The organism is Nonomuraea muscovyensis, from assembly GCF_014207745.1.
GTDB lineage: Bacteria > Actinomycetota > Actinomycetes > Streptosporangiales > Streptosporangiaceae > Nonomuraea > Nonomuraea muscovyensis.
The window spans coordinates 1,355,554-1,378,062 of sequence record NZ_JACHJB010000001.1 but is presented as its reverse complement, the minus strand read 5'-3'; the positions used below and the strand labels follow the sequence as shown (position 1 = coordinate 1,378,062).

20 protein-coding genes are annotated in these 22,509 nt (G+C 72.3%); 11 read left to right on the top strand and 9 right to left on the bottom strand.

Annotation, left to right across the window (positions count from 1 at the left end; translation table 11 throughout):
- Positions 1–6 precede the first annotated feature (6 nt).
- Positions 7–720 carry a TetR/AcrR family transcriptional regulator gene (locus FHU36_RS06515; RefSeq protein ID WP_185082875.1) on the bottom strand — a complete coding sequence of 238 codons (714 nt, stop codon included), beginning with the start codon at positions 718–720 and terminating at the stop codon, positions 7–9.
- Between the two features lie 55 nt (positions 721–775).
- Here FHU36_RS06515 and FHU36_RS06510 point away from each other — a divergent pair, with 55 nt between their 5' ends.
- On the top strand, positions 776–2,245 hold the full coding sequence (locus FHU36_RS06510; RefSeq protein ID WP_185082874.1) for an MFS transporter: 1,470 nt from the start codon (positions 776–778) through the stop codon (positions 2,243–2,245).
- Between the two features lie 13 nt (positions 2,246–2,258).
- On the opposite strand, the gene FHU36_RS06505 is transcribed toward FHU36_RS06510, so the two are convergent.
- Complete coding sequence (locus FHU36_RS06505) at positions 2,259–2,957, bottom strand: alternative oxidase (protein WP_185082873.1); 699 nt, start codon at positions 2,955–2,957, stop codon at positions 2,259–2,261.
- Positions 2,958–3,207: 250 nt separating this feature from the next.
- Between FHU36_RS06505 and FHU36_RS06500 the strand changes: the two genes are divergently transcribed.
- The 4 genes from FHU36_RS06500 (at position 3,208) to FHU36_RS06485 (ending at position 8,479) form a co-directional block, all read left to right on the top strand.
- Positions 3,208–4,485 carry an aspartate aminotransferase family protein gene (locus tag FHU36_RS06500; RefSeq protein WP_185082872.1) on the top strand — a complete coding sequence of 426 codons (1,278 nt, stop codon included), beginning with the start codon at positions 3,208–3,210 and terminating at the stop codon, positions 4,483–4,485.
- Entirely contained in the window at positions 4,482–5,990 is a 1,509-nt protein-coding gene (locus tag FHU36_RS06495; RefSeq protein WP_185082871.1) for a CoA-acylating methylmalonate-semialdehyde dehydrogenase, read from the top strand. The genes FHU36_RS06500 and FHU36_RS06495 overlap by 4 nt, the downstream gene beginning before the upstream one ends.
- Before the next feature lie 67 nt (positions 5,991–6,057).
- Positions 6,058–7,179 carry an extracellular solute-binding protein gene (locus tag FHU36_RS06490; protein ID WP_185082870.1) on the top strand — a complete coding sequence of 374 codons (1,122 nt, stop codon included), beginning with the start codon at positions 6,058–6,060 and terminating at the stop codon, positions 7,177–7,179.
- An 82-nt stretch (positions 7,180–7,261) separates the two neighbouring features.
- Positions 7,262–8,479 (top strand): saccharopine dehydrogenase family protein, encoded by a 1,218-nt coding sequence (locus FHU36_RS06485; protein ID WP_185082869.1) that lies wholly within the window; start codon positions 7,262–7,264, stop codon positions 8,477–8,479.
- Between the two features lie 12 nt (positions 8,480–8,491).
- Here FHU36_RS06485 and FHU36_RS06480 read toward each other — a convergent pair whose 3' ends face one another.
- Positions 8,492–8,725 carry a hypothetical protein gene (locus tag FHU36_RS06480; RefSeq protein ID WP_246501971.1) on the bottom strand — a complete coding sequence of 78 codons (234 nt, stop codon included), beginning with the start codon at positions 8,723–8,725 and terminating at the stop codon, positions 8,492–8,494.
- 175 nt (positions 8,726–8,900) lie between these two features.
- Positions 8,901–10,229: a 4-aminobutyrate--2-oxoglutarate transaminase gene (gene gabT, locus FHU36_RS06475; protein WP_185082868.1), complete on the bottom strand. Its 1,329-nt coding sequence runs from the start codon at positions 10,227–10,229 to the stop codon at positions 8,901–8,903.
- Positions 10,230–10,305: 76 nt separating this feature from the next.
- On the opposite strand from gabT, the gene FHU36_RS06470 reads away from it, so the two are divergent.
- Positions 10,306–11,979, top strand: coding sequence for a PucR family transcriptional regulator (locus tag FHU36_RS06470; RefSeq protein WP_312891459.1), 1,674 nt, complete (start codon positions 10,306–10,308; stop codon positions 11,977–11,979).
- Positions 11,980–12,022: 43 nt separating this feature from the next.
- Here the strand turns inward: FHU36_RS06470 and FHU36_RS06465 are convergent, their stop codons facing one another.
- Positions 12,023–12,646 carry a TetR/AcrR family transcriptional regulator gene (locus tag FHU36_RS06465; RefSeq protein WP_185082867.1) on the bottom strand — a complete coding sequence of 208 codons (624 nt, stop codon included), beginning with the start codon at positions 12,644–12,646 and terminating at the stop codon, positions 12,023–12,025.
- 243 nt (positions 12,647–12,889) lie between these two features.
- Between FHU36_RS06465 and FHU36_RS06460 the strand changes: the two genes are divergently transcribed.
- Positions 12,890–14,317 (top strand): aldehyde dehydrogenase family protein, encoded by a 1,428-nt coding sequence (locus FHU36_RS06460; protein ID WP_185082866.1) that lies wholly within the window; start codon positions 12,890–12,892, stop codon positions 14,315–14,317.
- Between the two features lie 49 nt (positions 14,318–14,366).
- Here the strand turns inward: FHU36_RS06460 and FHU36_RS06455 are convergent, their stop codons facing one another.
- Entirely contained in the window at positions 14,367–14,933 is a 567-nt protein-coding gene (locus FHU36_RS06455; protein WP_185082865.1) for a hypothetical protein, read from the bottom strand.
- Positions 14,926–15,348: a hypothetical protein gene (locus tag FHU36_RS06450; protein WP_185082864.1), complete on the bottom strand. Its 423-nt coding sequence runs from the start codon at positions 15,346–15,348 to the stop codon at positions 14,926–14,928. The genes FHU36_RS06455 and FHU36_RS06450 overlap by 8 nt, the downstream gene beginning before the upstream one ends.
- 180 nt (positions 15,349–15,528) lie before the next feature.
- Between FHU36_RS06450 and FHU36_RS46225 the strand changes: the two genes are divergently transcribed.
- Positions 15,529–16,827 (top strand): sensor histidine kinase, encoded by a 1,299-nt coding sequence (locus tag FHU36_RS46225; protein WP_185082863.1) that lies wholly within the window; start codon positions 15,529–15,531, stop codon positions 16,825–16,827.
- Positions 16,824–17,426, top strand: a complete 603-nt coding sequence (locus FHU36_RS06440; protein WP_185082862.1) for a response regulator transcription factor — start codon at positions 16,824–16,826, stop codon at positions 17,424–17,426. The genes FHU36_RS46225 and FHU36_RS06440 overlap by 4 nt, the downstream gene beginning before the upstream one ends.
- 84 nt (positions 17,427–17,510) lie before the next feature.
- Here FHU36_RS06440 and FHU36_RS06435 read toward each other — a convergent pair whose 3' ends face one another.
- Both FHU36_RS06435 and FHU36_RS06430 read right to left on the bottom strand, forming a co-directional pair.
- Entirely contained in the window at positions 17,511–18,644 is a 1,134-nt protein-coding gene (locus tag FHU36_RS06435) for a trypsin-like serine peptidase (protein WP_185082861.1), read from the bottom strand.
- A 56-nt stretch (positions 18,645–18,700) separates the two neighbouring features.
- The gene (locus FHU36_RS06430) at positions 18,701–19,813 is read right to left on the bottom strand and encodes a trypsin-like serine peptidase (protein WP_185082860.1); all 1,113 of its coding nucleotides are present in this window, start codon (positions 19,811–19,813) and stop codon (positions 18,701–18,703) included.
- Between the two features lie 196 nt (positions 19,814–20,009).
- On the opposite strand from FHU36_RS06430, the gene dxr reads away from it, so the two are divergent.
- Both dxr and ispG read left to right on the top strand, forming a co-directional pair.
- Complete coding sequence (gene dxr / locus FHU36_RS06425) at positions 20,010–21,200, top strand: 1-deoxy-D-xylulose-5-phosphate reductoisomerase (RefSeq protein ID WP_312891458.1); 1,191 nt, start codon at positions 20,010–20,012, stop codon at positions 21,198–21,200.
- 41 nt (positions 21,201–21,241) lie between these two features.
- On the top strand, positions 21,242–22,408 hold the full coding sequence (gene ispG / locus FHU36_RS06420) for a flavodoxin-dependent (E)-4-hydroxy-3-methylbut-2-enyl-diphosphate synthase (RefSeq protein ID WP_185082858.1): 1,167 nt from the start codon (positions 21,242–21,244) through the stop codon (positions 22,406–22,408).
- The last annotated feature ends 101 nt before the right edge of the window (positions 22,409–22,509 follow it).

The following is a 22,509-nucleotide window of genomic DNA, read 5'->3' as shown; positions in this document are numbered from 1 at the left end:
AAAGGGTCAGCTTCCCGCGGGACGCAGCCGGGCCGCCAGCCCGTCGAGGACCGACACCAGCCCGAAGTCGAAGCTGATCTCGCGGATCGCCTGGGCCGGGAGGTCGTTGACCTCGGTGAGGCGGGCGAGGAGGTCGGGGAAGTCTCTGGCGACGTGCTCGAACGTCTGCCGCATGCTCTCCGGGTCGAGCTCCTCGCCGCCCATCGTCTGCCGCCAGACGATCTCGGGGATGACCATGCCGAACACGTACGCGGTGAGGGTGGTGTTGGCGTAGTCGATGTCCAGGCCCTTGAAGCCCGCCAGCCGGAAGGCCCGGCGCAGCAGGTCGGCCATCGCCAGCGCGTTGGGGCCGAGGGCGGGCAGGCGGCCGAGGAGCGCGGCCACCCAGGGGTGAGCCAGGATGACGGCCCGCATGCTGTGGGCGAAGGTGGAGGCGGTCTCGCGCCAGCCGGCCTCCTCGGGCACCGGAATGGTGATCTTGCCCCAGATCTCGTCGTAGGCGAGCTCCAGGAGCTCGTCCTTGTTCTCCACGTACCAGTAGACGCTGGTCGCGCCGGCGCTCAGCTTGGCGCCGAGCTTGCGCATGCTCAGGCCGTCGAGCCCTTCGGCGTCGAGCAGTTCGAGTGTCGCGCGGACGATCTCCTCGCGGCTGCGACCGGGCGTCCGGCCGCTCTGGCGTGGCTCGCGGAGCCAAACGGAGGAGATCTTCTGGCCGCTCATACGTCCAGGATAAATCCACTCGCACAGTGTGCGAGATTCGTCGTACAGTGTGCGAGTGAAATCGAACGATGTACGAGATGACTCGAACGCTGTACGGGATCCGCGGCGCTGGTGGATTCTCGTCGTGCTGTGCCTGTCACTGCTGGTGCTGGTCGTGGACAACACCGTCCTCAACCTCGCGATCCCGAAGCTGATCAGCGACCTGGGGGCGAGCCCGGGTGAGATCCAGTGGATCCTGGACGCCTACGTGCTGGCCTTCGCCGGCTTGTTGCTGACCGCGGGCAGCCTGTCCGACAGGTACGGGCGCCGCCGCTTCCTCATCATCGGGCTGGTGTTCTTCGGCGGCGCGTCGCTGCTGGCCGTGCTCGCCTCCGAGCCGTGGGAGCTCATCGGCGCGCGGGCGCTGATGGGCGTGGGCGGGGCGATCCTCATGCCCTCCACGCTGTCGATCCTGATGACGGTCTTCGACGAGGGGGAGCGGCGCAAGGCGATGGCCGCCTGGAGCGCGGTCGCCATGGTCGGCGTGATCGCCGGGCCCACGCTGGGCGGCTTCCTGCTCGACAACTACTGGTGGGGCTCGGTCTTCCTGCTGAACATCCCGATCGCGGCCGTCGCGGTGCTGGCAGCGGTGACGCTGATGCCCGAGACCCGCAGCGCGGGACGGAAGATCGACCCGGTCGGCGTGGTCCTCTCGATCATCGGCCTGACCTCGGCCGTCTACGTCATCATCGAGCGCGAGTGGAACGTGGCCGGCATCGCGGTCGCCGTCGTCGCGCTCGGCGCGTTCGTGGTGTGGGAGCGGCGCTCGCCGCACGCGATGCTGCCGCTGGAGCTGTTCAGGAACCGCAACTTCAGCGGGGCGTCGTTCTCGATCCTGCTGATGTCCTTCGGCGCCGGGGCCGTGATGCTGATGCTCACGCAGTACCTGCAGTTCGTACTGGGGTACGGGCCGATGCGGGCGGGGCTCGCCCTGCTGCCGTACGCGGTGGCGGCGGCCCTGTTCAACGGGGTGGGCGCGGCCCTCGGCCAGAAGGTGAGCAACCGGATCCTCGTCGCCGCGGGGCTGCTGGTCATGGCGGCGGGCTTCGCCGTGATGGCGACCACCACCGGCTACCCGCTGCTGCTCACCGGGTTGCTCGTCATGGGCGTCGGCGGTGGGCTCGCGGGCCCCGCGGCCTACGCCTCGCTGATGGGAGCGATCCCCATGGAGCACGCCGGTGTCGGCTCCGCCCTGAACGACACGGTCCAGCAGGTCGGCATGGCCATGAGCATCGCCATCCTGGGCAGCGTGCTGGCTGGCGTGTTCACCGCGTCCATGCCCGCGGACGTGCCCGAGGCGGCCCGCGCGTCGATCGGCGACGCCTTCAGGCTCGGCGTCGTGGAGCCGGCCAAGGCGGCCTTCACCGACGCGATGCACCTGGGCGCGTGGGTGGGCGCCGGGTTCTGCGTGGCCGCCGCGATGCTGGCCCTGGCGGTGCTGCGGCCGCCCGCCCCCGTCGCCGCCCCCGAGCCGGCGCGGGTCTGACGGCCGGCCCCGGTCAGCGGACGCGGGGCTCGCGCATGCTCTCCAGGCTGTCGAGCTTGTGCGTCCGCTCGTCGTGGCCGATCTGCCGCAGCAGGTCGGCCACCGAGCCGTGGCGACCGTACTGCTCGGCGTAGGTGCCCGGGTCGGGCGTGAGCTCCAGGTGGGGGTTGTCCGCCACGAAGGTCATGTACTCGTGCTCGGCGTGGTCCTCGAACTCGGCGTTCAGCCGGTAGCTCCAGTCGGGCCTGACCAGGAACAGCACCCACGACACGTGGTAGTAGAAGAACGCGATCAGCCAGGGCGCCGCCTTGTGCAGCAGCCACGTCTGCCGGTGGCCGTGGCGCTGCACGAGGTCCTGCATGATCAGCAGGTGCCACTGCTCGTTGTCCTGGTCGGCGCGGGCCTCCACGATCCGCTCGAAGATCCGGGTGGCGAGCGCGGAGCGTCCCGCGTGCCGGTGCACCGCCCAGTAGCCCATCCGCTCCCACGCCTGGTACGGCACGCGGGCGATGATCTCCAGCATGGCGAACTTGGTGAAGGAGCCCTGGCGGCCGTACAGCAGGTCGACCGGCTTGAACATCATCGTGGCGAGCAGGCTGTAGTTCATGCGCGGGGTGTCCAGCGTCTCCTGCTGGGCGCGGCGCAGCTCGGCCGGGCCCAGCTTCGGCGGGCCGGAGGGGGCCTCGGGGCGGTGGTCGATGGTGAGGGTCATGTCCGTCTCCTCGCAACGTCGCGTGCGCTGTCCTGCGTGATGTCCTGATCGTCGGTGATGAGCCCCCTGCCGGTCGTCGCCCGGCGGTGGTCATTCGCGGTGCGTCCTATGGCGTACCGGCCGGGCGCGGCGTACACCCGCGAGCGCACGGGAGATCCCCTAGGGGGCGTGACACTTTGTAAGGCATCTTTGCGGCAGGCCGACAGGGTGAAGGTGGGGGAACAGCCGCGCAAGACGGGATACTCGAAGCATGTCGGAGCTTCTCGCGCGCCATCGGGCCGTCATGCCGAACTGGCTGGCCCTCAACTACAACGAGCCCATCGAGATCGTCAGCGGCAAGGGCAACCGCGTCGTCGACTCCGAGGGCAAGAGCTACCTCGACTTCTTCGCCGGCATCCTGACCAACATGATCGGTTACGACGTGCCGGAGGTGCGCGAGGCCGTCGAACGGCAGCTCGCCACCGGGGTCGTCCACACCAGCACGGTCTATCTGCTGCGCGGCCAGGTCGAGCTGGCCGAGAAGATCGCCCGGCTCTCCGGCATCCCGAACGCCAAGGTCTTCTTCACCAACTCCGGCACCGAGGCCAACGAGACGGCCCTGCTGCTCGCCACCTACGCCCGCGGCAGCGACCAGGTGCTGGCCATGCGGCAGAGCTACCACGGCCGCAGCTTCGGCGCGATCAGCGTCACCTCCAACCGGTCGTGGAAGAACAACTCGCTCTCCCCGCTCAACGCGCACTTCCTGCACGGCGCCGACCGGCACCTGGCCCAGTTCAGGGGCATGTCCGACGCCGACTACATCGAGGCGTGCGTCGAGGACCTGCGTCACGTGCTCGCCACGTCCGTCGCCGGGAACGTCGCGGCCCTCATCGCCGAGCCGATCCAGGGCGTGGGCGGCTTCACCATGGCACCCGACGGGCTGTTCGCCGCCTACCGAAAGGTGCTCGACGAGCAGGGCATCCTGTTCATCTCCGACGAGGTGCAGACCGGCTGGGGGCGCACCGGCAGCGCGTTCTTCGGCATCCAGAACCACGGCGTGACGCCCGACATGATGACCTTCGCCAAGGGCCTCGGCAACGGGTTCGCGGTCGGCGGCGTCGTCGCCCGCGGCGACCTCATGGACGCCCTGCCCGCCGTCGGCCTGGCCACGTTCGGCGGCAACCCCATCTCCATGGCGGCCGCCAACGCCACCCTCGACTACGTGCTCGACCACGACCTGCAGGCCAACGCGGCCCGCACCGGCGCCGTCATCATCGGCGGCCTGCGCGAGGCCGCCGCCCGCCTGCCGATCATCAAGGACGTGCGCGGCAAGGGCCTGATGTTCGCCGTCGAGCTGGAGAGCCCGGCCCAGGCGGCCCGGTTCATGGAGGAGACCAAGAAGGCCGGCCTGCTCGCGGGCAAGGGCGGCCTGTACGGCACCGCCATCCGCATGGCCCCGCCGCTCACCCTGACGGTCGAGGAGGCCACCGAGGGGCTGGCCATCATCGTCAACGCACTCGAGACCATCAACGCAGAGGCAGCGCAGTGAAGTCAGTCAGCCACTGGATCGACGGAGCCCTCGCCGAGGGCGACACCTCGCGCAGGGGGGAGATCTTCAACCCGGCCACCGGCGAGGTGGCCGGCCACGTCGCTATGGCGTCCGCCGCGGACGTCGACGCGGCCGTGGCCGCCGCCGCGGCGGCCTTCCCGGCCTGGCGTGAGGCGTCGCTGGTCAAGCGGACGCAGGTGCTGTTCCGCTTCCGGGAGCTCATGTACGCGCACCGCGACGAACTGGCCGCGCTGATCTCGGCCGAGCACGGCAAGGTGCACTCCGACGCGTTCGGCGAGGTGAGCCGCGGCCTGGAGGTCGTGGAGTTCGCCTGCGGCATCCCGCACCTGCTCAAGGGCGGCTTCTCCGAGGGCGTCTCGACCCGGGTCGACTCCTACTCGATCCGCCAGCCGCTCGGTGTCGTGGCCGGCATCACGCCGTTCAACTTCCCGGCCATGGTGCCGATGTGGATGTACCCGATCGCGATCGCCTGCGGCAACGCGTTCGTGCTCAAGCCGTCGGAGAAGGACCCGTCGGCGTCGCTGCTCATGGCCAGGCTGTGGCAGGAGGCGGGGCTGCCCGACGGCGTCTTCAACGTCGTCCAGGGCGACAAGGTGGCCGTCGACCGGCTGCTGGAGCACCCTGACGTGCGGGCCGTCTCGTTCGTCGGCTCCACGCCCATCGCACGCTACGTCTACGAGACCGGCACCTCCCACGGCAAGCGCGTCCAGGCGCTCGGCGGGGCCAAGAACCACATGCTCGTGCTGCCCGACGCCGACCTCGACCTGGTGGCCGACTCCGCGGTGTCGGCCGGCTTCGGCTCGGCCGGCGAGCGCTGTATGGCGATCTCGGTGGTACTGGCCGTCGACCCGGTCGGCGACGAACTCGTCAAGAAGATCGCCGAGCGCGTCGACAGGCTCGTGGTCGGCCCCGGCGACGACCCGAAGGCCGAGATGGGGCCGCTCGTCACCCGCGAGCACCGCGACAAGGTCGCCTCCTACCTCGATCTCGGCGTCGAGGAGGGCGCCAAGCTGGTCGTGGACGGCCGCGAGGCCACCGTGCTGGGCGGCGGGACGGCCGCCGAGGCGCCGGGCTTCTGGCTCGGGCCGACCGTGCTCGACCACGTGCCGGCGGGTTCGCGGGTGCACACCGAGGAGATCTTCGGGCCCGTCCTGTCGGTCGTCCGCGTCGCCTCGTACGAGGAGGGCGTGCAGGTCATCAACGGCGGCGAGTACGGCAACGGCACCGCGATCTTCACCAACGACGGCGGCGCCGCCCGGCGTTTCCAGAACGAGGTCGAGGTGGGCATGATCGGCGTCAACGTGCCGATCCCGGTGCCGATGGCGTTCTACAGCTTCGGTGGCTGGAAGGCCTCGCTGTTCGGCGACACGCACGTGCACGGCAGCGAGGGGGTCCACTTCTACACCCGCGGCAAGGTCGTGACCTCGCGCTGGCTCGACCCGTCGCACGGCGGGGTGAACCTCGGCTTCCCGACCAACAAGTAGTCTCACGCGGCTCTCCCCCCGGTCGTCCCCGGTAAGCTCCAGGGCACGGGACTAGGGGGGAGACATCGTGGTTCGCCGCACTCGCGTCATGGCGCTCGCCGTGACGGCGCTCGTCGCCGGCGTGGGCGCGGCCGCACCCGCCGCGTCCTCGCCGGCCAAGGCGACGGCCTCGCCTGCCCTCGGGCCCACGCCCACACCCACGGCGAGCCCCGCCCGCAGTGACGGCACCCTGCAGATCCTCACCTACCGCGGCTACGCCGACTACGCCGGCACCACGGCCGAGTTCGAGAAGATCACCGGTTGCCGGATCGCCCGCTTCGACACCGTGCAGACCGCCGACGAGATGAAGGACAGGGCCGCCGAGCGGCCCTACGACGTCATCTCCGCCGGGCCCGCGCTCGCCGCCGCGCTCGTCGAGAGCGGCCAGGTGCGGCCGATCGACACGGCCGAGGTCACCGGCTACACCGACCTGAGCAAGCGGTTCCGCGACATGTCCGTCCGCTCCGGCAAGGTGTACGGCGTGCCCTACCTGTGGGGCTCCCACGAGTTCCTCTACGACTCCTCGCGGGTCAAGGACGGCGACGACCTGCGGCGGGTGTTCGACTCCGACGACGTGGCGCTCCAGGACAGCCCGCTGACCATCGCCGACGCCGCGCTGGCCGACAAGGACGTGGACGACCCGTACGAGCTGACCGAGGAGCAGCTCGACCGGGCCGTGGAGCTGCTGGACGAGCACGGGGAGCGCTCCTACTGGAGCAACCCCCTCGACCTGGTCAAGGGCTTCGCCACCGGCAAGCTCGACTACGCCCAGGCGACCCCCTACTACCGGCTGCTGCTGGAGCGCGCCGGCAAGCCGGTCAAGGCGGTCACCCTGCGGCGGACCACCGGCTGGGTCGACTCCTGGATGCTCGGCGCCGGGGTGCCCGACACCGAGTGCGCCTACCGCTGGCTCGGCTACACCACCTCCGCCACGGTGCAGCGCAGGGCCGCCGCCTGGGTCGGGCTCGCCCCGGCCAACCCCAAGGCCTGCGTGCGGGGGGCCAAGCGCGTGTGCGACGCCTACGGCGTCGGCAAGGACAGCAGGCTCGAACGCATCGCCTTCGCCGTGCGCCCGCCGGGCGGGTGCGCGGCCGGCAAGTGCGCCGGATATCCGGCCTGGACCGACCGCTGGCGCGAGCTGGTCAAGTAGGCCGCGCGGGCCCCGATCCACTCCAGGGTGATGCGCGTCCCAAAATTCGACTGAATGACCAGTCAGTGAGTATGGTCGGTACATGAGAATCCTCCTCGTGGGAGCCGGCGGCGTCGGCTCCGCCGTCGTGTCCATCGCCGCCCGCCGACATTTCTTCGAACACATGGTCGTGGCCGACTCCCAACAGGGCCGGGCGGCCCGTGCCGTCGCCGCCGCGGACGACCCGCGCTTCAGCGCCATCGCCCTCGACGCCTCCGACCGTGCCCAGGTCGAGGCCGCGCTGCGCGAGCACCGCTGTGACGTGCTTTTCAACGCGGTCGATCCGCGCTTCACCATGCCGCTGTTCGAGGCGGCGCTCGCGGTCGGGGCGCACTACCTCGACATGGCCATGTCCCTGTCCAGGCCGCATCCCCGCGAGCCGTACCGGCGGCCCGGGGTCAAGCTCGGCGACGAGCAGTTCGCGCTCGACGGCGAGTGGCGGGCGAAGGGCCGGCTCGCCCTCGTCGGGATGGGCGTCGAACCGGGGCTGGCCGACGTGTTCGCCCGCTACGCCGCCGACCACCTGTTCTCCCGCATCGACGAGGTGGGTGTCCGTGACGGGTCCAACCTGGTGGTGGAGGGCTACGACTTCGCGCCGACGTTCTCCATCTGGACCACGATCGAGGAGTGCCTCAACCCGCCCGTCGTGTGGGAGGACGGCGAGTGGCGCACCACCGAGCCGTTCAGCGAGCCGGAGGTGTTCGACTTCCCGGCCGGCATCGGGCCGGTGGAGTGCGTGAACGTCGAGCACGAGGAGGTGCTGCTCGTGCCGAGGTGGATCCCGGCGCGCAGGGTGACGTTCAAGTACGGGCTCGGCCAGGAGTTCATCGGCGTGCTCAAGACGCTGCACAAACTGGGCCTCGACAGCGCCGAGAAGATCAGGGTGGGCGGGGCGGAGGTGGCGCCGCGCGACCTCGTGGCGGCCAGCCTGCCCGACCCGGCGACGCTCGGCGACCGCATGCACGGCAAGACCTGCGCGGGCACCTGGGTGAAGGGCACCGGCAAGGACGGCCGCCCGCGCGAGGTGTACCTCTACCACGTGGTGGACAACGCCTGGTCGATGCGCGAGTACGGCGCCCAGGCCGTCGTCTGGCAGACCGCCATCCACCCGGTCGTCGCGCTGGAACTGGTGGCGAGCGGGGTGTGGAAGGGCGAGGGCGTGCTCGGGCCGGAGGCGTTCGACGCGGTGCCGTTCCTCGACCTGCTCCAGGAGTACGGCTCGCCCTGGGACATCCGCGAGACGCCCCGCCAGGCCGCCTGACGGGGGCCGAGCCTAGCGGCCGGGGAAGGCGACCACGGTCGCCAGGGAGGCCGGCACGAGGGCCTCGGCGCAGTCGCCGCAGGCCATCACGGCCGAGTCGTCGGGGAGGCGGCCCACGCGGACGCGCGGCCTGGGCCACCTCTTGTGGCAGACGACGCAGGCGTCGCCCTCTCGCTGTGCCCAGCTGAGGTCATCAGGGTCGAACGTCAACATGTCCTGCGCCGTTCCTGTCGGGCCCCAGTTCATCACGCTCCTCGCGGTGATCGCGCACCCGTATATCGGATCCGTTATAACTCCGACCATCCCCGTGATCGTCTAGCTGAGCGTCAAGTCAGGGTGAATTCTCTACCCGGCCAGGGCGGCGTACGCCAACAAAAACGGGCATCCAGCTACAAGCTGGACGCCCGTTTCGTAAGGGTTTCTACAGTGCCGTGAACGCCTTCTCCAGGATGCCGAGGCCCTCCTCCAGGAGCTGCTCGGGGATCACCAGGGGCGGCAGGAAGCGCAGCACGTTGCCGTACGTGCCGGCGGTGAGCACCAGCAGGCCCTCCGCGTGGCAGCGCCTGACGACCTCGGCGACGGCGGCCGGGTTCGGCTCCTTGGTGCCGGGCCGTACCAGCTCGATCGCGATCATCGCGCCGCGCCCGCGCACGTCGCCGATCACGTCGAAGCGCTCGCGCAGCGCCTCCAGCCGGGGAAGCATGATCTCGCCGATCCGGCGGGCGCGGGCGACCAGGTCCTCCTCGGCGATGGTCTCCAGCACGCCGAGCGCGGCCTCGCAGGCCAGCGGGTTGCCGCCGTACGTGCCGCCGAGGCCGCCCGCGTGCACCTTGTCCATGATCTCCGCCCGGCCGGTCACCGCGGCCAGCGGCAACCCGCCCGCGATGCCCTTGGCGGTGCAGATGATGTCCGGCACCAGGCCCTCGTCCTCGCAGGCGAACAGGTCACCCGTGCGCGCGAAACCGGTCTGCACCTCGTCGGCCACGAACACGATGCCGTTCTCGCGGCAGAACTCGGCGATGCGCGGCAGGAACCCCTTGGCCGGCTCGACGAACCCGCCCTCGCCCGCGATCGGCTCGATCACCACGGCGGCCACGTTGCCCGCGCCGATCTGCTTGTCGATCATGTCGATGGCCTGGGCGGCGGCCTCGGCCGCGCAGTTCTCCGGCCCCGTCGGCCAGCGGAAGGGGTAGGCCAGCGGCGCCCGGTAGACCTCGGGCGCGAACGGGCCGAAGCCCTGCTTGTACGGCATGTTCTTGGCCGTCAGGGTCATGGTCAGCAGCGTGCGGCCGTGGTAGCCGTGGTCGAACACCACGACGGCCTGCCGCCCGGTGGCGTACCTCGCGATCTTGACCGCGTTCTCCACCGCCTCGGCGCCGCTGTTCACCAGGAAGGTGCGCTTGTCGTGGTCGCCGGGCGTCAGTTCGTTGAGCTTCTCGCAGACCCGCACGTACGACTCGTACGGGGTGACCATGAAGCAGGTGTGGGTGAAGTCGGCGACCTGCCGCTGGACCCGCTCGACCACGCGCGGGGCGGCGTTGCCGACGTTCGTCACGGCGATGCCGGAGCCGAAGTCGATCAGCGTGTTGCCGTCGGCGTCCTCGATCACGCCGCCGCCGGCACGGGTCACGAACACCGGCAGCGTGGTGCCGATGCCGGTCGGCACGGCGGCCTGCTTGCGGGCCAGCAACTCCTGCGACTTGGGTCCGGGGATGGCGGTGGCGAGGCGACGCTCCTGCGGAATGCTCATACCTTCGACGGTACGGCCCCCCTTGAACTGCGCTTATCTGTCGATATGGCACACTGAGGATGCTTGCTTCGCCGGAATGGACAACTTCGAGGTCATGGCGCCTTCGCTGCGGGTCGTGGTGCGACGCACCGGGCTACGGCCCATCACCGGGTCGCTCGACGCGGTGGTGCGCTGGGTGGCGGTCAGCGAGCTGGAGGACCCCACGCCGTACCTTGAGGGTGACGAGCTGCTGCTGACCACGGGGATGCGGCTGGAAGGCGACTTCTCCGGATATGTCGCCCGACTGGTGGCGCGAGGGGTGGCCGGGCTCGGCTTCGCCGTCGGCCTCACCCACGAGGACGTGCCTCCCGAGCTGGTCAGCGCCGCCACGGCGGCCGGGCTGCCGCTGCTGGAGGTGCCGCGCGAGACGCCGTTCATCTCGATCAGCAAGGCGGTCAGCGAACTGCTGGCGGCCGAGCAGTACGAGGAGATCACCCGGGCCTTCGCCGCGCAGGGGCGGCTGACCCGGGCGGCGCTGCGTCCCGAGGGCGTGCACGCGGTGATCGACCGGCTGGCCAGGGAGGTCGGCGGCTGGGCCGCGCTGCTGGACGAGACGGGCGAGGTGCGGCACGCGACGCCGGGAGCCGAGGCCGAGTCGGTCGCCGCCGAGCTGGCCCGCCTGCGCGCCGCCCGCCCCGCCCCGCACCCGCCCGCCGAGTGCGCCGGACCCGAAGGCCAGGCTCCGGCCGCCGTGGCCGGGCACGCGACCCGTCCCGGTGGAGGCGGGGCCGAGCGGTTGCCGTCGAGCCTGGCGATCTCCGGGCCCGGCCGGCACGTCGTGGTGCAGCCCCTGGGCGGCGGGCCGCGCCCGCGCGGGTTCTTCGCCGTCGGGGCGGTGCGGCCCTTCTCACCCGTCACCCAGACGGTGATCAACGCCGCCGCGTCCCTCCTGACGCTGGCACTGGAGCAGGGCGGCGCCCGGCAGGAGGCCGAACGCCGGGTCAGGACCGCCGTGCTCGAGCTGCTGATCGCCGGCGCGCCGGATCGGGCGCGGGCGGTGCTGGCCCCGCTCGGCGGCCGGCTGCCCGGGGAGCCGCTGGTGGTGCTCGCGGCTCACGGGGAGGCGTTGGACAGCCTGGAGCCCCACACGTTCACCGCCCGCTTCCCGCCCGCGCGGCAGGACGACGCGGCGAGGCCCGGAGCGCCGGGCCCCGCCAGGGGAGAGGCGGCGGCCCGGCCGTCCGGCGGCGGGGACGTGGTGGCGCTCGTCGCCGGGGAAGCCGCCGAGGAGGTGGCATCGCTGGCCGACGGGGCCGTCGGGATGAGCGCGCCGTGCACGTACGGGGAGCTGAGCAGCGGGGTGGAGCAGGCGCGGCGGGCGCTGCACACGGGAAGCGGCGGGGTGGTGCGCTATGCCGACCTGGCCGGTCAGGGGCTGCTGCGGCTGCTCGACCCGGCAGCGGCGCAGGCGTTCTCGGCGGCGCTGCTCGCCCCCCTCGTCAGGCACGGGGCGCGCGCCGACCTGCTGGAGTCGTTGCGCGCCTACCTGGGCAGCAACGGACACTGGGACGCGGCCGCCCAGCGGCTCGGCGTGCACCGCCACACCCTGCGCTACCGGATGAGGCGCGTGGCCGAGCTGCTCGGCCGCGATCTCGACGACCCGGGGGTGCGGGCCGAGCTGTGGATCGCGCTGGCCGCCGCCTCCGCGCCGGGCCACGAGGGAGCGCCGCCCCGGGGCGCCGAGCCGCCCTCCCCGCCCACCGGGGCGTGACCCCCGCAACGGCGGCCGCCCGCCCCCGACGGGCCGCAGGCGGCTACTTCTGGGCCAGGAAGCAGCAGATCGTGGCCGTCGTGACGGCCTCGTAGGTGCGGCCGTCGCGCAGGTGGCCGGCGCGCTCCAGGCTGATCGCGCCCTGCGCCGCCGCCCACAGCGCGTCGGCGATCTTGCGCGGCTGGGTGGGCACCAGGTAGCCGGCGGAGATGCAGTCGGCGATCGCCCGGTCGAGGATGTTGAGCGCCGCGCGGGCGAGGGTCCTGGCGCGCTCACTGGGCTCGAAGCCGGGGATCGCCCGCTCGAACATGAGGCTGTAGTAGCCCGGCTCCGACAGGCACGCCTGCCGGTAGGCGGGGCCGAGCGCGGTCAGGTACTCGAAGGGGTCGCGGCGCTGCGGCACCGCCTCCAGGAAACGCCTGAACCGCTCGAAACCCTCCAGGTAGAGGGCCTCGGCCAGCCCTTCTCGGTTGCCGAACATCGTGTAGATGACGGTGGTGGTGCAGCCGGCCTCGGAGGCGATCCGGCGGGTGGTGAGGCTTTCGGGCCCGTCGGTCACGAGCAGGTTGACCGCGACGTCGAGCAACCGGGAACGCAGCTCGTCGTGGCTGGCCCGCTCGCCCAGAAGGTAGGCGCCCTGAAGCCCAAGCGGCGCCGAGGAGGTCATGGGCCCACGCCTTTCTGCTAGGGGGCCCGCCGCGCTGGAGACCCGCACACGATGACTTAGCCACGGGGGAGCTCGTTCAAACCGCTCCGCATGGTAAACATCCCGAATTAGGTCTACTTCTGTTACATGGTGGGTAAAGATGAGGTCCGCGTGGCGATGACTTGTACGTGACGGCCAGCGGGGCCTGCGGGGTTGTGCAACATGGCACACGGCGCCGATCTCGAGGTGGCATAACGTCGGGGTATGGACGTGCGTACCTTCTGGCTCGCAGGGCGCCCCGCCACCGGGGACGCCGAGCTCACCGTGACCAATCCCCACGACGGTCGCGAGGTCGGCCGGCACGCGGTGCCGACCGACGCGCAGGTCGAGGAGGCCGTGGCCGCCGCCGACGCGGTCGCCCGGCAGGCCGCCGCGCTTCCGGTGCACGTGCGCGCGGAGGCGCTGGCCCACGTCTCGCGCCGGCTGGCCGAGCGGAGCGAGGAGTTCGCCCAGCTCATCACCGCCGAGAACGGCAAGCCCATCCTGTGGGCGCGGGGCGAGGTGGGGCGGGCCGTGGCGACGTTCCGTTTCGCGGCCGAGGAGACCCGCCGCTGGTCGGGCGAGGTGCAGCGGCTCGACACCGAGCCCGCCGCCGCCGGCCGGCTGGCCTACGTCTCGCGCGTGCCGTACGGGCCGGTCCTGGCGATCACGCCGTTCAACTTTCCGCTCAACCTGGTCGCCCACAAGGTGGCCCCGGCCATCGCGGTCGGCGCGCCCGTCGTCGTCAAGCCCGCGCCCGCCACGCCGCTGACCGCGCTGCTGCTGGGCGAGATCCTGGCCGAGACCGACCTGCCCGCCGGGATGTTCTCGGTGCTGCCGGTCGAGAACGAGCGCGCCGGCGGCCTGGTGCACGACCCGCGGCTGCCCGTGGTCTCGTTCACCGGCTCGGCCCCGGTCGGCTACGCCATCGCCGACCAGGTGCCGCGCAAGCACGTGACGCTGGAGCTCGGCGGCAACGCCGCGGCGGTCGTGCTGGCCGACGCCGACCTCGACTGGGCGGCGAGCCGCGTCGCCCTCTACTCCAACTACCAGGCGGGCCAGAGCTGCATCGCCGTCCAGCGGGTGATCGTCGAGCGGCCGGTGTACGACGCGTTCGTCGAGCGGCTGCTCCCGGCCGTGAGCGCGCTCGTCACCGGCGACCCGGCCGACGAGAAGACGCAGGTCGGGCCGCTGGTGTCGGAGGCGGCGGCCGAGCGGGTCGAGCAGTGGATCGACGAGGCCGTACGCGGCGGCGCCCGGGTGCTCGCGGGCGGCACCCGCGAGGGGGCCACGCTCGCCCCCACGGTCCTGGCCGACGTCCCCGCGGACGCCAAGGTCGTCCGCGAGGAGGTCTTCGGGCCCGTCATGATCCTCCAGCCGGCCGCGTCGATGGAGGAGGCGTACGCGATGGTCAACGACTCGGCGTACGGACTGCAGGCCGGGGTGTTCACGCGCTCGCTGGACGCGGCCTTCCGGGCCAACCGGGAGCTGGAGGTCGGCGGGGTGATCATCGGCGACGTGCCCTCGTACCGGGCCGACCAGATGCCCTACGGCGGCGTCAAGGACTCCGGCATCGGCAGGGAGGGCCTCGGCTCCGCCATGCGCGACCTCACCTACGAGAAGGTCATGGTGATGACGGGGCTGACGCTCTAGCCGTACGCGGTCGAGCACGGCGCGCACGGGCCGGACCCGTGCGCGCCGCTCATGCCAGGAACACCAGTTGTGCGGCGATGAGGACGTCGAAGACGCCGCACCACTCCGCGTACGAACGCGACACGACCGCGTTCCTCCTGAGATGGACGAAGTCCCAGACGCCGTGCAGGAGCCAGCCCGCAGCCACCAGGTAGCGGCCGAGGTCCGGCTCCGCCACCAGCGCGGCCAGCGCCAGCGCGCCGAACCCGAGCACCCCCAGGGCCTGGAGCCGGAACGCCCCCGAGCTGCGCAGGTCACCGGAGACGGCGCCCCGCACCAGGACGGCCAGCGACACCCCGGCGAGCACGGCCGGCGTGGGGACCACGTCCAGCGTCCGCAGGCCCACGTAGAGGACCACGAGGGCGCCCAGCGTCGGCCACGACGCCCCCCGGCGCCGGATCCCCGCCACGACGAGGTAGACCAGGGGCAGCAGCATGGCGACCTCGGCGAGCGCGGTGATCTCCCCGTCCGAGGAGCCTCCGGCCAGCCTCGCCGCCGCCGTTCCCACGGCCAGGGCGGTCGGCCAGCGCCGCAGCACGGCTGCCCAGCCGGAACGGTGCGGTATGACGTCAGACACGGGCCGGGCCCCCGTACTCGTCGCGCCGGCGGAGCATCACCAGGAGCATGAGCGGGAGCATCACGACGTGCTCCAGGAGGAGCAGCGAGCCGGCCGGGATCACGCCTGTCCACAGCAGCGGGAACAGGACCAGTGCCGGGACGAACATGGAGCCGGCCATCTCCAGGGTCCCGGCCCAGCCGTGGCCCCGGTAGCGCATCCAGACGATCATCCCGACGGACATGTCGACGGCCATCTCCAGGACGGCCGGCTCCGGCCGCGCGGGGAACTCCAGGCCCGCGAGCGCCAGGCCGCCGCGCACGGCGGCGCCGAGGACCGCCATGCCGACGAACATCGCCGCGACCATCTCCAGGTAGTGACGGAAGAACGGCCACCAGCCGCGCCCGTGGTGGCTGTGGGCGGCTCTTGCTCTCATCTCCGGCTCCTCTCGTGTACGGGGTTGGGGTATCCGGAACCCAGACTGCGGGAGGACGGGAGCCGCCAGTAGTGCGGAAGCCGCACGTGCCGGCGGGGGCCTGTCACGAAATCTCGTGACATTTGTCATCGGGGCCCGGCATACCCCCCACCACCTGCCGCACCAGGGGACAATGGCGGCGTGCGTGACGGGCCGAGCGAGCGCGGGACGGGGCTGAGCGGGTTCCGCCGCTACACGTGGTGGAGCCTCACCGGGAGCATCACGGTGTCCCTGGTGCTCTTCGTCAGGGCGTGGGCCATGGACGAGGGCGTGGTCCCCTGGGTCAGGGGCGTCAGCGGCCTGGCGCTGGCGGTGCTGGTCGTGGCCGCCGTCGTGCTCGTCGGCCGCCGGCTGGACCGCGTCCCAGGCGACCCCGGGCCCGGTCACCAGGTGGGCGGTCATCGGACGGACGGTCGTCATCCGGGTGGCCGGGCTCCGGCCGGCCGGTCGACGGCGGGGCCTGGCGGGTTTCCGGCCGGGTGGCTGGTGGTGGGGGGTCTGGCCGCGGCCGTGCTCGGGGCCGTCCCGCTGGCGTTGCGCGACGACGGGCTGTGGCCGGTCGCTCCGGCGGTGATGGTGTCGATCACGGCGACGTTCCTCCGGCCGGCGCACCGGCGCACGCTCATCGCCGGCGCGGTGGTCGCCGCGGCGGCGCTCGGCGGGGGCGTGGCGCTCGCCTCGGGAGACGAGGGGTGGCTCCTCGCTGCCGCCTTCCCGGCCGGCATGGTCGCCTCCGTCGCCTGGATGGCGCTGGGCATGCTGTGGGCCTGGGACGTCGCCGACCGGCTGGACCAGGCGCGGCGGCTGGCCGCCGAACTGGCGGTCAAGGACGAGCGGCTGCGCTTCGCCGCCGACCTGCACGACATCCAGGGCCACCACCTGCAGGTGATCGCGCTCAAGAGCGAGCTTGCCGAGCGGCTCGTCGAGGGCGACCCGGCGCGGGCCGCCGCGGAGATGCGGGAGGTGCGGCGGCTGGCCGCCGACGCGCTCCGCGACACCCGTGCCGTGGTGCAGGGATACCGGCGTACGACTCTGGAGGACGAGATCGCCAACGCGGCCAAGGTGCTGACCGCCGCCGGCATCGACACGGCCGTCGACCGTGATCAGGCCACCGGCGCGCCCACCCTGCCGGAGCCCGCCCGCCACCTGCTGGGGCTGGTGATGCGCGAGGCGACCACCAACGTGCTGCGCCACAGCCGGGCCGGCCACGCGCGCATCGCCTACCGCGTCGAGGACGGCCATGCCCGGCTGCTGATCGGCAACGACGGCGCCGCGGACCCGCCCCGGCCGGACGCGGGCACCGGGCTGCGCACCCTGGCCGGGCGGCTGGAGCAGGCCGGCGGCACGCTGGACTGGCGGCGCGACGGCGACCGGTTCGAGGTGGTGGCCTCGCTGCCGGCCGGCGCGCCCGCCTACCCCGCCGGGGTGAGTACGCGGTGATCCGGTTGCTGATCGCCGACGACGAGGACCTCATCAGGGGAGCCCTGGCCGCGCTGCTCGGGCTGGAGGCGGACCTGGACGTGGTCGCCGAGGCGGCCACCACCACGGACGCGGTGCGGCTGGCACACGAGCGGCGGCCGGACATCGCCGTGCTCGACCTGGAGATGCCGCCCGCCGACGGGTTGCACGCCGCGCAGGAGATCCGCGCCGCGCTGTCCACACGGATCGTCCTCGTCACCCGGCATGCCCGGCCCGGCGTGCTGCGCCGTGCGCTCGCCGCCGGGGTGAGCGGATTCGTGCCCAAGACCACGCCCGCCACCCGGCTGGCCGAGATCATCCGCGACGTCGCCGCCGGCCGCCGCTACGTCGACCCCGACATCGCCGCCTCCGCCCTCGCCGAGGACGACTGCCCCCTGACCGGACGGGAGCTGGAGGTGCTGCGCGCGTCGCGGACGGGCGCCTCGATCAACGACATCGCGGCGCAGATCCACCTCGCTCCCGGCACGGTGCGCAACTACCTGTCGGCGGCCATGGCCAAGCTCGGGGTCAGTTCGCGCCACGCCGCGGCACACCGTGCCTGGGAGGAGGGCTGGATCTGACGCCGCCCATCCGCCCGGCCGCGCGCCCGAACGGGTCGCGGTGGAAGGGGAGGACAGGTGGCGGGAGGGCCAGGGTGGGGCCGGTCAGGCGCGTTCGGCGGTGGTGAAGAGGGTTTTGACGGCCTCGCCGAAGTAGGGGCCGTACATGGTGCGCTGGTCGTCGCTGTACTTGAAGCTGCTCAGCGACGTCAGGGTGCCCTTGCCGGTGTCGTGGTCGAAGCCGGACAGCCAGGGGCCGCCGCTGGAGCCGGCCGTCATGTCGCAGCCGAGGCCCTGGTCGCGGGTCTCGCCGTGGGGGTCGGCGCGCAGCCGTCCGGCGCAGTAGACCAGGTGTTCGCCGTTGTACGGCGGGTCGGCGGGATAGCCGAAGCCGAAGGCCTGCCCGCCCCGCGGCTGGTTGAAGGCGATCTCCTGAGCGCCCACCACGTCGGCGACGTGCCTGCCGGACGAGGTGCCCAGGACTACCATGCCCACGTCGTAGCTGTCGTCGGCCGAGCGGGACCACGGGCCCGCGACGAACATGCGGCGCGCCGGGTACCTCCCGTACGGGTGGCCGCCGCCGTCACGGTAGCCCGGCACGAACGTCCAGTTGTCGGCCCACTGGCCGGCGCCGTCCTTGACGCAGTGGCCCGCCGTGACCACCACGTCGCGGTTGGCGCTCTTGACCGTGCTCGCCGAGCAGACGAAGTCGACCCCGTTCATCGTCATGAAGACGCGGCCGGTGGTCCTGGTCACCGCGCCGCCGGTCGACCAGCGCGCGCCGTACGTCGTCTGCTGCGGCCGGGCGGAGTGGTGCCGGGAGACGGCCGGACGGCGGTCGGGGGAGGCCTGGCGGGCCGTCGTGCCCGACAGCCCTGGCACACCCGGGCCGCCGGCCCGGCCGGTGAGCCCGCCGAGCAGGCCGCCCCCCGGCAGGGAGCCGACCAGGTCGATCGGCAGCGCCGCGGCCATCCGCCGGGCCGTCCAGTAGCCGAGCACCCGCTGCTGGTCGGACGGGCCGCGGGCGGCGACGTGCTCGACGACGTCCGGCCGGGAGGCCTGTCCCGCCCGCGTCGCCCGCGCCGCGTCGGGCCCGGCGTCGCGTGCCCGGGGCGGGTCGTGGTCGGCGTGGGCGGGCGGATGGACGGGTCGCTGTGGGGGAGTCGCGCCGACGAGGGCGGGGCCCATCAGCCCCGCGACGAGCGGAACGGCCGCCAGCAGAGGGGTGCTCAGGGTCATGGCACCCGAGTGTGCACTACAACGTGTGCCCTTGTGGCTACATTCGGTAAAACGCCTCAGAGTGCGTTGGTGCGCTGCGCGGCCTGGTAGACGGCCTGGGCCTCGTTGCCGAAGAACGGGCCGAACATGAAGTCCGGCGCGAAGTTGTACTTGAAGCTGTTGACGGAGTTGAGCCAGCCGAGCCCGGTCGACTCGTCGAAGTTGCGGAACCACGGGCCGCCGCTGGAGCCGCCCGTCATGGCGCAGCGCAGGCCCAGGTCCCGGGTCATGACGGTGTCGTCGAACGCCTGCCCGCTGCAGTAGATGAGCCGTGAGCCGTTGAACGGCGCCGCCGCCGGGTAGCCGAAGGAGTACATCTGCTGCCGCCTGGCCTGGTTGAAGGCCACCCCCTGCCCGCCGACCACGTCGGTCAGCGTCCGGCCGTCGAGCGGCGCGACCACGGCGGCGGCGATGTCGAAGTTGATGTCCTCGCGGGCGTTCCACTGCTGGGTGGTCAGCAGCCTGGTGGCGACCCAGGTGCCGAACGGGCGCCGGCCGTTGTCGAAACCCGGGACGAACACCCAGTTGCGGTGGGCGGCGCCGTTCAGCTTCACGCAGTGCCCGGCGGTCATCACGACGCTCTCGTTGGCGCTGGTGACGGCCGTGCCCGAGCAGGAGGAGTTGCGGCCCTCGGCGGTGGTGAAGAAGACCCGGCCCACGGTGCGCACGACGGCGCCGCCGTCGGTCCATCGCAGGCCGGGGCTGTTCGGCACCTGGGCCTGCTGGGCGACCTGGCGGACGCCGACGGGCGCGGTGCCGCCGACCGACCACGGCGCGGCCTGGCCGGCTCCCGCGGAGGAGCCGCGGATCGTGTACGGGACGCGCCCGCCGGTGGCGGTGCCGGTCGAGGCGCCGCGGGTGGCCCACGGGCTGCCCTGGGTGGGCGAGTCCGACGAGGCGCGGCGCGGCGCGGGCGACGACAGGGGCTCCGCCGCCAGCATGCGCTGCGACGTCCAGTACTGCAGGACGGTCCGGCGTTCCGGCCAGGAGTCCGTCGCGGACCAGCGGACGGGCCTGGGGTCCAGGCCGGTCGCCGAGGTGCCTGCCTGGGCGGCTCCCGCGGACGCGGGGATCAGCGCGCCCGCCACGGCGAGCGCGACGGCGGAGAGCAGGGCGACTCTGCGGTGCATTACGTACCTCCCGAAACCGGAATCTGCCGTTGGAAGGTACGTACGGCGATATGCCTTTTTCTCAAGCTATGCGCATTCGGATATGGCGGCATCACGGTACGAACCGGTGGTGATACCGCCCGTCACATACCGGGCCGATTTCGGGAACGTCACGGCCGCGTGCCCGGGCGCGTCCGCGAGCGGGGAGAATGGACGGGTGCATGCACAGTCCCTCCGCTCCGTCGTCGTGCTGGGCTCCACCGGCTCGGTCGGCACCCAGGCCCTCGACGTCCTCACGACCAATCCCGGCAGGTTCCGGGTCGCGGGGCTCGCGGCCGGCGGCGGCAAGGTCGAGTTGCTGGCCAGGCAGGCCGCCGAGGTCGGGGCCGAGGTCGTGGCCGTCGCCGACGAGGCGGCGGTGCCGGCCCTGAAGGACGCGCTCGCCGCGCACGGCGCCGCGCCCCTGGTGCTCGCCGGCGCCGACGGGGTCGCCGAGGTGGCCGCGTGGCAGTGCGACACCGTGCTCAACGGCATCACCGGCGCGCTCGGCCTGACCTCCACGCTCGTCGCGCTGGAGGCCGGCCGCACCCTGGCGCTGGCCAACAAGGAGTCCCTGATCATCGGCGGGCCCCTGGTCAAGCGGCTGGCCAAGCCGGGCCGGATCCTCCCCGTCGACTCCGAGCACTCCGCGGTCCAGCAGTGCCTGTGGGCCGCCGGGCCCGACGGTCACGACCCCGACGCCGTCCGGCGGCTCGTCATCACGGCCAGCGGCGGCCCGTTCCGGGGCAGGAGCCGCGCCGAGATGGCCGGGGTGACACCCGAGATGGCGCTGGCCCACCCCACCTGGTCGATGGGCCCCATGATCACCGTCAACTCCGCGACCCTGGTCAACAAGGGGTTGGAGGTGATCGAGGCGCACCTGCTGTTCGACCTGGGCTTCGACCGCATCGAGGTGGTGGTCCACCCGCAGTCGATCATCCACTCCATGGTGGAGTTCGTCGACGGCTCCACCATCGCCCAGGCCAGCCCGCCCGACATGCGGCTGCCGATCGCGCTGGCCCTCGGCCACCCCGGGCGGCTGGCCGGCGCGGCCCCGGCCGTCGACTGGACCAGGGCCCACACGTGGACCTTCGAGCCCCTCGACGACGCCGCGTTCCCCGCCGTCGCCCTGGCCCGACATGTCGGCGCGGCGGGTGGCACCGCGCCGGCCGTCTACAACGCGGCCAACGAGGCGTGCCTGGAGGCGTTCCTCCGCGGCGAGCTGCCGTTCCTCGCGATCGTCGACACCGTCGCCCGCGTGGTGGAGGAGCACGACGTCACTCCCGCCGGCTCGGTCGAGGAGGTGCTGGCCGCCGACGGCTGGGCTCGCGCCCGCGCGGTGGAGCTGGCGGCGCGGCAGTCCCGCTGACTTCCTAGACTGGACACCGTCTTCGACACCTAAGAGGAGCAATGTCTTCTGTAGCACTCGGCATCCCGACGGTCCGCCCCAAGCCGCTGGCCGAACGACGGCACTCGCGGCAGATCAGGGTGGGCAACGTGCTCGTGGGTGGCGACGCGCCCGTCTCCGTGCAGTCGATGACCACCACGGTCACCGCCGACGTCAACTCCACCCTGCAGCAGATCGCCGAGCTGACGGCGTCCGGCTGCCAGATCGTCCGCGTGGCCGTGCCGTCCCAGGACGACGCCGACGCGCTGCCGATCATCGCCAGGAAGTCGCAGATCCCGGTGATCGCCGACATCCACTTCCAGCCGAAGTACGTCTTCGCCGCGATCGAGGCGGGCTGCGCGGCGGTGCGCGTCAATCCGGGCAACATCAAGAAGTTCGACGACAAGGTGGGTGAGATCGCCAAGGCCGCGGCCGACCACGGTGTGCCCATCCGCATCGGCGTCAACGCCGGCTCGCTCGACCCCCGGCTGCTGCAGAAGTACGGCAAGGCCACCCCCGAGGCGCTGGTCGAGTCGGCGCTGTGGGAGTGCTCGCTGTTCGAGGAGCACGGCTTCCGCGACATCAAGATCTCGGTCAAGCACAACGACCCGGTCGTGATGATCAACGCCTACCGGCTGCTCGCCGCCCAGTGCGACTACCCGCTCCACCTGGGCGTGACCGAGGCGGGGCCGGCCTTCCAGGGCACGATCAAGTCGGCCGTGGCGTTCGGCGCGCTGCTGGCCGAGGGCATCGGCGACACGATCCGGGTGTCGCTGTCGGCTCCTCCGGTGGAGGAGGTCAAGGTCGGCGCGCAGATCCTCGAGTCGCTGGGGCTGCGCGAGCGCGGGCTGGAGATCGTCTCGTGCCCGTCGTGCGGCCGGGCGCAGGTCGACGTCTACACCCTCGCCGAGCAGGTGCAGGCCGGCCTGGAGGGCCTGAAGGTGCCGCTGCGGGTGGCGGTCATGGGCTGCGTGGTCAACGGTCCCGGCGAGGCGCGTGAGGCCGACCTGGGCGTCGCCTCGGGCAACGGCAAGGGCCAGATCTTCGTCAAGGGCGAGGTCGTCAAGACGGTGCCCGAGTCGCAGATCGTCGAGACCCTCATCGAGGAGGCGCTGCGGATCGCCGAGGAGATGGGCGTCGAGGTCGACCTCGACGACGACGCTCCCGGCCCCCAGGTCACCGTGGGCTGAGCCGCCACCTCGTCACGCTGAGCCATCGAGTCATTACAGAATGGCAAGCGTTCCCCCATACCGATCGTGACCGGTCCGCCACGCGGGCAGCATCACTAGTC

Excerpts from the sequence above, each read along its gene's own strand:
- ispG (WP_185082858.1), top strand. The coding sequence starts at position 21,242 with ATGTCTTCTGTAGCACTCGGCATCCCGACGGTCCGCCCCAAGCCGCTG.
- FHU36_RS06470 (WP_312891459.1), top strand. The coding sequence starts at position 10,306 with ATGGACAACTTCGAGGTCATGGCGCCTTCGCTGCGGGTCGTGGTGCGA.
- FHU36_RS06480 (WP_246501971.1), bottom strand. The coding sequence starts at position 8,725 with ATGAACTGGGGCCCGACAGGAACGGCGCAGGACATGTTGACGTTCGAC.
- FHU36_RS06505 (WP_185082873.1), bottom strand. The coding sequence starts at position 2,957 with ATGACCCTCACCATCGACCACCGCCCCGAGGCCCCCTCCGGCCCGCCG.
- FHU36_RS06435 (WP_185082861.1), bottom strand. The coding sequence starts at position 18,644 with ATGACCCTGAGCACCCCTCTGCTGGCGGCCGTTCCGCTCGTCGCGGGG.
- FHU36_RS06515 (WP_185082875.1), bottom strand. The coding sequence starts at position 720 with ATGAGCGGCCAGAAGATCTCCTCCGTTTGGCTCCGCGAGCCACGCCAG.
- FHU36_RS06465 (WP_185082867.1), bottom strand. The coding sequence starts at position 12,646 with ATGACCTCCTCGGCGCCGCTTGGGCTTCAGGGCGCCTACCTTCTGGGC.
- gabT (WP_185082868.1), bottom strand. The coding sequence starts at position 10,229 with ATGAGCATTCCGCAGGAGCGTCGCCTCGCCACCGCCATCCCCGGACCC.
- FHU36_RS06485 (WP_185082869.1), top strand. The coding sequence starts at position 7,262 with ATGAGAATCCTCCTCGTGGGAGCCGGCGGCGTCGGCTCCGCCGTCGTG.
- FHU36_RS06460 (WP_185082866.1), top strand. The coding sequence starts at position 12,890 with ATGGACGTGCGTACCTTCTGGCTCGCAGGGCGCCCCGCCACCGGGGAC.
- FHU36_RS06500 (WP_185082872.1), top strand. The coding sequence starts at position 3,208 with ATGTCGGAGCTTCTCGCGCGCCATCGGGCCGTCATGCCGAACTGGCTG.
- FHU36_RS06430 (WP_185082860.1), bottom strand. The coding sequence starts at position 19,813 with ATGCACCGCAGAGTCGCCCTGCTCTCCGCCGTCGCGCTCGCCGTGGCG.
- FHU36_RS06450 (WP_185082864.1), bottom strand. The coding sequence starts at position 15,348 with ATGAGAGCAAGAGCCGCCCACAGCCACCACGGGCGCGGCTGGTGGCCG.